This window comes from Burkholderia sp. Ac-20353 (assembly GCF_017104785.1).
Taxonomy (GTDB): Bacteria; Pseudomonadota; Gammaproteobacteria; order Burkholderiales; family Burkholderiaceae; genus Burkholderia.
The window spans coordinates 15,598-27,144 of record NZ_JAAGPL010000020.1 but is presented as its reverse complement, the minus strand read 5'-3'; the positions used below and the strand labels follow the sequence as shown (position 1 = coordinate 27,144).

At 67.9% G+C, this 11,547-nt stretch carries 10 protein-coding genes and 1 pseudogene; 9 read left to right on the top strand and 2 right to left on the bottom strand.

Annotated features, from left to right (window positions below):
* Position 1: 1 nt before the first annotated feature.
* Both G3N94_RS09790 and G3N94_RS09785 read right to left on the bottom strand, forming a co-directional pair.
* Positions 2–304, bottom strand: coding sequence for an EF-hand domain-containing protein (locus G3N94_RS09790; protein ID WP_346778677.1), 303 nt, complete (start codon positions 302–304; stop codon positions 2–4).
* 88 nt (positions 305–392) lie between these two features.
* Positions 393–647: pseudogene (locus G3N94_RS09785) on the bottom strand (hypothetical protein); the annotation flags it as partial.
* A gap of 488 nt (positions 648–1,135) precedes the next feature.
* On the opposite strand from G3N94_RS09785, the gene G3N94_RS09780 reads away from it, so the two are divergent.
* The 9 genes from G3N94_RS09780 to G3N94_RS09740 all read left to right on the top strand — a co-directional run bounded on the left by G3N94_RS09780 (position 1,136) and on the right by G3N94_RS09740 (position 11,532).
* On the top strand, positions 1,136–2,041 hold the full coding sequence (locus G3N94_RS09780; RefSeq protein WP_205792179.1) for a sterol desaturase family protein: 906 nt from the start codon (positions 1,136–1,138) through the stop codon (positions 2,039–2,041).
* A gap of 120 nt (positions 2,042–2,161) precedes the next feature.
* Entirely contained in the window at positions 2,162–2,875 is a 714-nt protein-coding gene (locus G3N94_RS09775; protein WP_205792178.1) for an SDR family NAD(P)-dependent oxidoreductase, read from the top strand.
* A gap of 608 nt (positions 2,876–3,483) precedes the next feature.
* Positions 3,484–4,029 (top strand): spore coat U domain-containing protein, encoded by a 546-nt coding sequence (locus G3N94_RS09770; protein ID WP_205792177.1) that lies wholly within the window; start codon positions 3,484–3,486, stop codon positions 4,027–4,029.
* A 58-nt stretch (positions 4,030–4,087) separates the two neighbouring features.
* Entirely contained in the window at positions 4,088–4,651 is a 564-nt protein-coding gene (locus tag G3N94_RS09765; RefSeq protein ID WP_205792176.1) for a spore coat protein U domain-containing protein, read from the top strand.
* A gap of 120 nt (positions 4,652–4,771) precedes the next feature.
* Positions 4,772–5,305, top strand: coding sequence for a spore coat U domain-containing protein (locus G3N94_RS09760; RefSeq protein ID WP_205792175.1), 534 nt, complete (start codon positions 4,772–4,774; stop codon positions 5,303–5,305).
* Positions 5,306–5,374: 69 nt separating this feature from the next.
* Complete coding sequence (locus G3N94_RS09755) at positions 5,375–6,169, top strand: molecular chaperone (protein ID WP_205792219.1); 795 nt, start codon at positions 5,375–5,377, stop codon at positions 6,167–6,169.
* Between the two features lie 146 nt (positions 6,170–6,315).
* Positions 6,316–8,670, top strand: coding sequence for a fimbria/pilus outer membrane usher protein (locus G3N94_RS09750; protein WP_205792218.1), 2,355 nt, complete (start codon positions 6,316–6,318; stop codon positions 8,668–8,670).
* Between the two features lie 20 nt (positions 8,671–8,690).
* Positions 8,691–9,656 (top strand): spore coat U domain-containing protein, encoded by a 966-nt coding sequence (locus tag G3N94_RS09745; protein WP_205792174.1) that lies wholly within the window; start codon positions 8,691–8,693, stop codon positions 9,654–9,656.
* Between the two features lie 232 nt (positions 9,657–9,888).
* Positions 9,889–11,532, top strand: coding sequence for an ATP-binding protein (locus G3N94_RS09740; RefSeq protein ID WP_205792173.1), 1,644 nt, complete (start codon positions 9,889–9,891; stop codon positions 11,530–11,532).
* The last annotated feature ends 15 nt before the right edge of the window (positions 11,533–11,547 follow it).

Below are 11,547 nucleotides of genomic sequence, written 5' to 3'. Positions count from 1 at the left end.
GCTATCGGGCCGCCATGCGCTGACGCAGGAACGCTTCGAGCTGCGCGACGGTCACGTATCCGTTTTGCTGCGTGTCGATCTCGTCGAAATGCTGCGCGACCATCGGCATCCCGAGCGCGGCCTGCTGGCGGGTGAGCTTGCCGTCGTGCGTGGTGTTCGCGGCGGCGAAGCGGGTTTCGAGCTGGGCCATCGCGCGCTCGATGCGTGCGCCGACGGCCGCGCGCGGCGCCGCGTCCTGCGCCGATGCCGCTGCTGAAACAATACACAAAACGACGAGGGCAATCATCTTCTTGACGGACTTCACGGGTTTCTCCTTGATGGGGCCGGCATTTCGCGCCGGCAGGCGGTTGATGAAACGGATCGGGATCGGGTGGGTGAGCACCGACGCAGGGTCACGCCCAGTGCGCGGGCACCCACACGCGGCCGGCCCAGTGGCCGGGGACCCAGACGGCCGCACGCGGCACCGGGGCGACATAGACCGTGCGCGGCGCGACGTAAGCCGCTTTCGGCAGCGGCGGGGCCAGATACAGGGCCTTGGGCGGCGGCGGGGTCACGTATATGACGTTCGGCACCGGCGACGCTGCGACGACCGTCGCGGGCGGCGGTGGCGACGCGACGAGCACTGGCGCTGGCGCGACGACCACGGTGGCGCGCAGCGGCCGGGCAAAGGCGGACGTGCTGGCGAGACAGACGAGCGCGGCTGCGCTGGCGAGGTAACGGAATTTCATCGGGTGTCCTGTCGATTCGGTTCGATTCGGTTCGGTTCGGGAACACGCAGTCGCGTGTCGATGGAGCGAACTTTAGGGTGGTTGGACGCATCCGTCTCGTCATAAAAGATGTCGCGCGGTTACACGCGGCGGGCGGCGACCGGTCTGACGAATGCGCGTGTCGGCCGTGCGGGCGGCGTGAGTACGCCGCGTGGCGGGCCGGTCGTCGAGCGACGCCGTGCCGGGCGCGTGCCCGCACACGGGGGCACGACAATCGCGCACCGCTTGCCCGCACGTTGTCGTGACATGCGGCGACACATTTCGCGCGTGGTTTTTCCCGTTCCGCGCCACTACAGTGCCGTTCATTCGACGCGCCGGCGGCTCGTGCCGCAGCGAGCGTGCCGCTTCAACGTAAGGAACTGCCCATCATGCTCACGACAGGAGAACTCGCGTATTTCGTCACACTGTTCATCGTCGCCGTATCGTTCGTCGAGGCGGCCGTACTCACCTGGCGGCGCAGCCGGCAGGCCGCGCCGTTCGACTGGGGCGAGGTCTGGCTCTCGCTCGCGGATCTCGCCGGGCGCAAGCTGCTCGCGCTGGTGCCGTTCTCGCTCGCCGCGCCGGTCTTCGAGTTCGCTTGGGCGCACCGCCTGTTCACGATACGGCTCGACAGCATCGCGCTCGCGCTGCTCGTGTTCGTCGGCCAGGAGTTCTGCTACTACTGGTATCACCGCGCGTCGCACCGGATCCGGTTCTTCTGGGCGACCCACGCCGTCCATCATTCGCCGAACCAGTTGACGCTGTCGTCCGCGTTCCGGCTCGGCTGGACCAGCAAGCTTGCCGGCGCGGCGATGTTCTTCACGCCGCTCGTCTGGCTCGGGGTGCGTCCGGAGGCCGTGCTCGCGATCCTGTCGTTCAACCTGCTGTATCAGTTCTGGCTGCACAACACGTGGATACCGAAGCTCGGCTGGCTCGAATACGTGTTCAACACGCCGTCCGCGCACCGTGTGCATCACGCGTCGAACCTCGACTACCTCGATGCGAATTACGGCGGCGTGCTGATCGTGTTCGACCGGCTGTTCGGCACCTATGTCGCGGAGCGCGCCGACGAGCCGTGCCGCTTCGGGCTCGTGACGCCCACGCGCTCGCGCAATCCGTTCGTCGTCGAACTCGAGCATTGGGCGAGCCTTGCGCGCGACGTCGCGACGGCGCGCGACCCGTGGACCGCCGCACGTTACGTATTGATGCCGCCGGGCTGGCGCCCGGGCGACGGGGCCGAAACGACGGAAGCATTGCGCAGGCGCAGTCTCGTGGCCGTGCGGACGGACCGGTAAGCGGTACGCGTGCGCGTTGCCTGCCGGTGGCGTTCGCGCGTACGCTGGAGCCGCGAACGGCCGCGCGCTTGCGGCCGCGGCAACGGTGCAACCGGACGACGGATAAAGGAGGGGGAATCAATGGAAACGGGCACGATTGACAGGGTGGTCGCAATCACGGGCGGGTTCGGCCAGCTCGGCCTCGCGACAGGCGCATGGCTGGGCGCGCGCGGCGCTCGCATCGCACTGATCGGACGGGGCGCCGCGCCGGCGGCAGCGGAGCTGCCCGCGGGGCTCGGTGGTGCGCGCTGCATCGGCGGCGTGGACCTCGTCGACGCGCGGGCCGCCGTCCAGGCACTCGACGACGTGCATCAGGCATTTGGCCGGCTCGACGCGTTGCTCAACATCGCGGGCGCATTCGCGTGGGAGACGGTGGCCGACGGCGACGCGGCCACCTGGGACCGGATGTATGAACTCAACGTAAAGACCGCGCTGAATGCGTCGAAGGCGGCACTGCCGCATCTGTTGAGCGGTTCGTCGGGTCGGATCGTCAACATCGGCGCAGGCGCGGCGCTCCACGCGGGGCCCGGCATGGGCGCCTATGCGGCCGCGAAGGCGGGCGTTGCGCGGCTGACCGAGGCGCTGGCGGCGGAGTTGCGCGATACGGGCGTGACGGTCAACGCGATCGCGCCGAGCATCATCGACACGCCGCAGAACCGCAAGGACATACCCAATGCGGATTTCACGCGCTGGGTTCAACCGCACGAGATTGCAGCGACGATCGCATTCCTGCTGTCGGCCGATGCGCAGGCGATTCGCGGCGCGACGATTCCGGTGAGCGGGCGGGTCGCGTAGCCCGGCCGAATCCGCCACGCATGCGCCTTTCCCCGTCGCGGGCTCGATCGAAGCGCCGCCCGACGCCGTTTATCCTCGCACCGGAATGAATCGGCGACGGCCGGATTCATTCCGATCGCGTCGAACTTCATTCATAGGAATTTTCTGACGTTAAATCCGCCAATCGCCATTCGCGAATTCTTTAAAGCTGAAAAATGAAGTTCATTCAGGATCAATTCCGCCATTTTCAAAATTCTTATACAGGCATCGGAATTTTCTGATTGTGCGGCATCCGGGATTACAGGATCATTAACGCATCTCAAGAAAACGAAAAGTAAATCCGGGCCAAATCATGTATCTCATCGAATAAATCACCGGCGCGAACGGGGAAAATTCGCGCGGTAACGCCACTTCAACAAAAAATCGACTGATATCCGGTCCGGCATGCGCAGCAGGCGCGGCCGGTGGGCGTGTCACGCCCTTACGCCGCCGGAAGCCGGATTCCAATCGGAACGCCTGCGTTCAATCCGGCCGTCGATACATTCCGAAGTCGCCAAATCAAACCGGCTCGAATGGCTGGAAAAACGATCGACGAGCGCGTCGCATGGGCGCCGTCGCGGGAGGCCAACATGCATGAAACGATGCGGAAGATTGTCGGGGCCTGGCTGATGGCCGTGCCGTTCGCCGGCGCATTCGCCGGACAGGCGAACGGCGCGCTGAACGTCAGCCTGCAGGTGCGCAGCGGCTGCCAGGTCGGGGGCGCGCTGAACGGCGCGGATGCCGGTTCGCTCGATTTCGGCACGCACGGGCCGACGTGGTCCGAATACCTGACGACCGACGCGCGCGCATCGGGCGGCGGCCAGCTGCGTGTGACCTGCAGCCCCGATATCGGCGGCTTTCTCGTATCGGTCGACAGCGGCCGCAACGGGCTGCAGTCGACGCGCTACCTCGTCAGCCGCGATACCGCCGGCCATGTGGTCGCGCGCGTTCCGTACAACGTGTATCGCGATCCGGCGCGCAGCGTGCCCTACGTTCCGCAGATTCCCCAGTCGTTTCTCGTCGACGACCGCCGCAGTGCCGTGGCGCTGCCGCTGTTCGGTGTCGTCAACGGGCAGACGCAAGCAGTCCCGGCCGGGACTTATGAAGATTTGCTCGGCATCACCGTCGACTGGTGATGCCGGGCGGATCACGCAGTAGCAGTTGCAGTTCCTCTCAATCGTCAAAGGAAGAAACATGAAGACTCAGTGGAAAGTCCTGGTTGCTGTCGCCTGCGCGTCGGCGTGCATGACCGCCAACGCGCAGTCGAACCAGCTTGCCGGTACCGTCCAGTCGCAGCTCGTGCTGACGACGGGTTGCGCGATCAACTCGGGTTCGGGCTCCGTCGGTTCGACGAACTTCGGCACGCTGGATTTCGGCACGCAGCCGAGCGGCTTCACGGGCGCGCTGACGACGAAGGCGGCAGGCAGTGGCGCGGGCGGCACGACCCAGGTGACGTGCTCGCCGGACGTGACGTCGGTGCAGGTGACGATCGACGGCGGCCAGAACGCGGCCAAGGGCACGGCGGTCGGCACCGGCACGCGCGCGCTCGCGAACGGCTCGGCTTACGTGCCGTATGAAGTCTTTGCGGACAACGCACGCGCGAAGCAATACGTCGCGGGCACCGTGCAGTCCGTCCCCGTGCCGACGCCGGGCGCGGCGTTCGACCTGCCGATCTATGGCGTCGTGAACAAGACGAGCAGCGATGCGCTGGCCGCCGGCACCTACACGGACACGCTGAACGTCACGCTGGGCTGGTAAGCCGGCGCGATTGCGGTCGATTCCAGTCGCTTCCGGTCGACTGCGGTCGCTTCCGCCTTGCGGCGTCCGCGGCGTAGTGCTTCGCGCGCGGCCCGCAAGGCCCTTTTCCTGTCGATCATCATGCGGACCTTCAAAAGTTTGGCTTTTCTGCCGAGCGCGCTCGCGCTTGCGCTCCCGGTCGCCGGCATCGCGGACACGGTGCTGCCGAGAACCCAGACCTTTACGGTCAGCGCGCAGATCGTCGCCGGCTGTGGCGTCGTCGGCGGCGGGTCGGGCACGGGGCTCGACTTCGGGACGCTCGACTTCGGCACGCATCCGGCGATTGCGACGGGGCAGGCGAACGCCACGACGGGCGGCAGTGCGCTGCAGATCGAATGTTCGCCCGGCACGACGCTGAAGATGACGGTCGACGGCGGCATTCATCCGACGCTCGGCAATACGCAGCGCAACCTCGCCAACGCAGGCAGCAGGCTGATTGCCTACCGGCTCTATGCGGACGCGAGCCGCACGAATGCGCTCGCGGTCGGGCAGGCCGTGTCGATCGCCGTCTCCGGCACGGTGAGCCTGCCGATCTACGGCGCGCTGACGCTGCCCGGCGGCAATACCCCGGCCGGGACGTACATCGATACCGCGCAGGTCACCCTGAGTTACTGATCCAGTTAGGAATACGACATGAAACACCCGAATGCCCGCGGTCGTGCCGCATGCCTGTCGCGTAGCGTGATGCGGGCGATCGCCGCCGTCGCGGCCGCCGCCGTAGCGACGGGCGCCGCGGGAGCCGCTCACGCGGCCGCGTCCGTGATGATCTGGCCGATCGATCCGGTGATCGAAAGCGACCAGCGCGCGGCCGCGCTGTGGCTCGAGAACCGCGACACGAAACCGGTCACGCTGCAGGTGCGCGTGCTCGGCTGGCGCGAGGAAGGCGGCGAGGATCTGTATTCGGAGGACCAGACGCGCGTCGCCGGAAGCCCGCCGATGACCACGGTGCCGCCCGGCAAGCGCCAGCTGATCCGCCTGACGCGCACGGCTGACGTCGCGCCGGGCACGGAGGACGCGTATCGCGTGCTGATCGACGAGATTCCTCAGCCCGACGAGGACGCGGCGCAGGCCGGCAATCAGGCATCGCTCGGCGTCAAGTTCCAGATGCACTACTCGATTCCGCTGTTCGTGTACGGCGCCGGCCTGACGGCGAACAAGAGCGCGGAGCGGCCGCGCGGATCCGCGCCGGCCGCGCAGCCGGAGCTGAGCTGGCATGTCGCGCAGGACGGCGGCAAGCGCTGGCTCGTGATCGCGAATCGCGGCGCCGTGCATGCGCGCATCACGCAGGTCGTGTTCGACACGCAGGGCGAGCGCAGCGACGTCACGCGCGGACTGCTCGGCTATGTGCTGCCGGGCGCGCAGATGCGCTGGATGTTGCCGGACGGGATCCGCACGGGCGCCCATGCGCGGCTGATCGCGACGATCAACGGCACGAGCGGCGTCGCGATCGAACCCGGCGCAACGGCAGCGCCGCGCTGACGCGGCGCGGGATCCGCACGGCACACGACAGATCATCACACGGCAGATCATCACACGGTGATACGGGAGCAGTCTTGAAGCAGTTCAATCGACAGGGAGGCGGGCGGCGGCCGCGTGTGCACGGCGCGGCATGGGCGGTCGGGGTGATGTTCTCGGTAGCGGGCACCGCGCACGCGGACGATACGCTGCAGCTCGCCGACAACTTCGGCCGCACGCCGCCGCCGCCGGGCCCGGCGGCACGCAGCGGAACGCTGTACCTCGAGCTCGTCGTCAATGCGCTGCCGACCGGCCAGATCGTGCCCGTGCGCTATCAGGACGGCACGTACTACGTGCGCGCCGGCGATCTGGCGAAGGCGTCCGTGCGCACGGACGCCGACCCCGACCAGATGGTCAATCTCGCGAAGCTGGACCAGGTCGAGGTCGAATACGAAAGCACGTCGCAGCAGCTCAGGCTGACCGTGCCGGCCGACTGGCTGCCGCAGCAGACGGTCGGAATGGGGCGCCTGTACGACCGCACGCCTGCCGCGGTGAGCCTCGGGCTGCTGTTCAACTACGACGTGTATACGAGCTCGCCGACGCGCGGCACGAGCTACACGTCCGCGTGGACCGAGCAGCGCCTGTTCGACAAGTGGGGCACGCTTGCGAATACGGGCGTCTATCGGAAGTCGTACGGCGGGAAGTCGTACGGCGGCGCGGGCAGCGGGCCTGGCGACAACCGCTACCTGCGCTACGACACGACGTGGAGCTACACCGACCAGGACCGGATGCTCACCTACACGGCGGGCGACCAGGTCACGGGCGGGCTGTCGTGGACGAGCGCCGTGCGCGTCGGCGGCGTGTCGGTCGCACGGGACTTCAACGCGCGCCCGGACATCGTCACCTATCCGCTGCCGCAGTTCTCGGGGCAGGCGGCGGTGCCGACCGCGGTCGACCTGTTCATCAACGGCAGCAAGACGACGTCGGGCCAGGTCAACCCCGGGCCGTTCACGCTGAACAACGTGCCGTTCATCAACGGGGCCGGCGAGGCGACCGTCGTGACGACCGACGCGCTCGGCCGCCAGGTCGCGACCACGGTGCCGTTCTACGTCGCCAATTCGCTGCTGCAGAAGGGGCTGTCCGACTACTCGCTGTCGGTCGGCGCGGTGCGCCGCGACTACGGGATCCGCTCGTTCTCGTACGGCAAGTTCGCGGCATCGGGCACCGCGCGCTACGGGTTGACGAACGGCCTGACGGTCGAAGGGCATGCGGAAGCCGGCGAACGGCTCGCGCTCGGCGGGCTCGGCGTCGACGTCGGCGCCGGGATGTTCGGCGTGTTCAACGTCGCGGCGACGCACAGCCGCCTCGGCGGCGAGTCGGGGCAGCAGTACGCGTTCGGCTATGGCTATACGTCGCGGCGCTTCAGCGTGTCGCTGCAGCGGATCCAGCGCACGGGCGGGTTCCGCGACCTGTCCGTGTACGACCTGCCGTCCAACGTCACCTATCGCCTCGTGCGCAGCAGCACGCAAGCGACCGGCGCGCTCAATCTCGGTGCGATCGGCGGCACGCTCGGCGCTGGCTATTTCGACGTGCACGGCGGCGACGGCGCGCATACGCGGATCGCGAACGTGTCGTACACGCGGCCGCTGTTCGGCCGCGCGACGCTGTACGCGGCGCTGAACAAGACGATCGGCAACCACGGCTTCGCCGCGCAGTTGCAACTGATCATCCCGTTCGGCGGCAAGGGCACGGTGATGACGGGCGCGTCGCGCGACGAGCGCAACAACTGGACCGAGCGCGTGCAGTTCAGCCGCGCGGTGCCGAGCGACGGCGGGCTCGGCGTGAACCTCGCGTATGCGGGCGGCGGCTCGCACTACCAGCAGGCGGACCTGACGTGGCGCAACCGGTACCTGCAGGTCCAGGGCGGCGCTTACGGCGAGGGCGCGCAGCAGGGCTATACGCGCTGGGGCGACGTGCAGGGTTCGTTCGTCGTGATGGGCGGCACGGCGCGCGCGGCCAACCGTGTCGACGATGCGTTCGTGCTGATCGACACGCACGGGCAGAAGGGCGTGCCCGTGCGCTACGAGAACCAGGTCGTCGGCACGACCGACAGCGGCGGCCATCTGCTCGTGCCGTGGGCGCCGTCGTATTACGCGGCGAAGTACGAGATCGACCCGCTCGGGCTGCCGAGCAACATGCGCGTGCCGACGGTCGAGCAGCGCGTCGCGGTGCGTCAGCGCGCGGGCGCGATCGTGAAATTCCCGGTCGAGCGCGTCGTGTCGGCCGGCATCGTGCTCGTCGATCCGCACGGCAAGCGGTTGAAGGTCGGCACTCGCGTGACCCATCGCGAGTCCGGGCAGACGGCGCTCGTCGGGTGGAACGGCGAAACGTATTTCGAGGGGCTGTCGCGCGTCAACCACGTGGACGTGACGCTGCCCGGCGGCCAGCGCTGCACCGCGAAATTCTCCGTCGATATCGGCGCGAACGAGATGCAGCGCGTCGGCCCGGTCGGCTGCGGCATTTGAATCGAAGGCTCACAGACCAGATGAAGATATTCGGCAAGACTTTTGGATGGGCGCTCGCGATCGGGCTGGCCGGACTGCTGATGTCAGCGAGCGCGCGGGCGGGATGTTCGGTGTCGGCGGCCCGGCCCGCGTCGTTCGGCACGGTCACGTCGTTCGTGGTGGCGAACCAGTCGCAGAGCACGTCGACCAGCAACAGCGGGCTGACCTGCTCGGGCTCGCTGCTGTCGCTGCTGCAGTTCGGCGACCAGATCGACGCGACGATCACGTCGGCCAATGGCGGACGCCTCGGCAGCGCGACCGGCGACACGATTCCGTACACGATCTTTGCGGATTCGAATTATTCGATCGTGCTGAACACGGGGCAAACGTATAACTGGTTCAGCTCGCAACTGCTGAACCTGCTCGGGATCTTCGGCGGTCCCGCGGCGTCGCTGCCGCTGTATTTCCGCACGTCGACCGGCAGCAACGTCGCGGCGGGCGTCTATACCGATACGCTGACGGTCAACTGGGACTGGAACTACTGCGCGGGCATCGGCGTCCTGGGGATCTGCCTGGGCCGCGACCAGGGCAGCGGCGTGTCGACGTTCCAGATCACGGCGGTCGTGACGAACGACTGCACGATCACCGCGCCGAACGTGAGCTTCGGCAGCGCGCCGACGGTGTCGGGCTTCCAGCCGGTATCGGGCAACATCGCGCTCACCTGTACGAAGGGGATGAGCTATACGGTCGGGCTGAGCCCCGGCAGCAATGCGGCGGCGAACGGCCGCCGGCAGATGGCGAGCGGTGCGAATCGACTGCAGTACGACCTGTTCGGCAACGGCGGCGCGACGGTCTGGGGCCAGGCGAGCAATCGTGTCGCGAGCAGCGGGCCGGCGGACGGAATCTCCGTGAACCAATTTCCGTACGTCGCTAAAATCTACAACGATCAGGCGACGCCACCTGTCGGCACATACACCGACAGCGTGATCATCGACGTTCGCTACTAGCGAGCGTGTCGTCGTGGATTCGGGGACGTGCCGGCCCCGAATCGCCGGTGGCGGAATGCCGCGACAGATGCCTGACAACAGAACAGGGATGCACATGACCACGAGTGATGCGCCGCGGCGGAAGCGGGAGCGTCGCGGCAGCCAGCGCGACGACGAGCCGGGCCGTGCGCGTGCGGGGACGCATGAGGCGACACGGACGGGCCGTGCCGGTTTTCCGGTCGGGAGATGACCGGTGGTGCTATGGTCGGCGCTCGCCGCATGCGTCAGCAGCACACTGGCGGCGACGCTGGTCTGGGTCGCGATGCGGCGCGAGCGGCAACGTCTCGAGGCCGCGCTGCGCGTCGCCGGGGACACGCTCGCGACGGCTGCGCATGAACTGCGGACGCCGATGCATGCGATGCTCGCGCTCGTCGACGTCGTGCGGCGCGACACGCCCGCGCCGTCGCACCAGCGCCTGCTGACGCTCGTGCACGAGTCGGGGCAGCGGCTGACGCGATTGCTCGACGATATCCTCACGCATGCGCGCGCGGACGCGGGCGGGCTGCCGATCGTCCCGAAGCGCGTCGATCTGCGCGTGCTGCTCGCCGCGACGCTGGCGCTGATGGCGCCGCAGGCGCATGCGAAAGGCCTCCAGCTTCGGCGGCAAGTGGACGACTCGGTGCCGTCCGTCGTGGTGACCGACGGCGATCGCGTGCAGCAGATCCTCGCGAACCTGCTCGGCAATGCGATCAAGTTCACTGCCCACGGCACCGTAACGCTGCGTGTGTCGGCCGCGCCCGATGAGCACGAGCGCGTCGGGCTGACGCTCGTCGTCGAAGATACGGGCCCCGGGATTCCCGAAGCGCTGTTGCCGCACGTGTTCACGCCGTTTGCCGCGCAATCGAACGTGGTCGGAGCGGGACAGGCCGGCAGCGGGCTCGGTCTTGCGATCTCGCGGCAGCTCGCGCGCGCGCTCGGCGGCGACCTGAAGCTGGCGAGCGCGGCGGGCGCGGGCACCGTCGCGACATTCACGCTGCGTTGCCGGGCTGTCGCCGAGCATGGCGATCGCGCGGTATTCGAGCGTGATGCCGTCGCGTTCGATCGCGTGAAGCCGGTTGAGCCGCCGGCGGACCCGTTGTGCGTGCTGGTCGTCGACGATCGCGAGATCAACCGGATCGCATTGCGCCACCAGCTCGCATTGCTCGGGCATCGCGCGATACTTTGCGACAACGGCCGCGATGCACTCGACGTGCTCGAAGCGCGCACGCCGCAGATCGACGTCGTGCTGACCGACTACCGTATGCCGGTGATGGATGGCATCGCGCTGGCGACGGCGCTGCGCGAGCATCGCGACCCGTGGCTCCGGCGGATCCCGATCGTCGGGATGACTGCGCTCGGGGAAGCTGATGACCCGGCCGGCTGGGCCGAAATCGGCATGAACGCCTGCATGCGCAAGCCTGTGTCGCTCGACGTGTTGCGCGATGTGATCGCGACGCTTGGGCACGCGGTCGCCGATGACGGATTCGATCCGGCCGCCATCGACAGCCGGACGCTCTTCAATGCGCTCGGCGTGTTCGACGAGATCGGTGCGCACCAGTTGCAGATACTGGCCACATGCCGTACGTCGCTCGACGCGGATCGTGCGGCACTCGCGCGCGCGTTGCGCGACGCCGACCGACCGGCGCTGCACGCGTGGTCCCACGCGGCGCGCGGCACCTACAGCCTGTTCGGGCAGGCGCACATCGACCGCTTGCTGGACCGCTTTCATGCGGCCGTGTCGTCCGGGGACGCCGACGCGCAAGGCGACGTGGGCGCACACGTGCTGAAGATGACGGATCATCTGCTGGCTTGCGTCGACGCGCGGATGCGCGCGGCCGGCGACCGCGGAACTGAATGAATGGCCACAGACGAA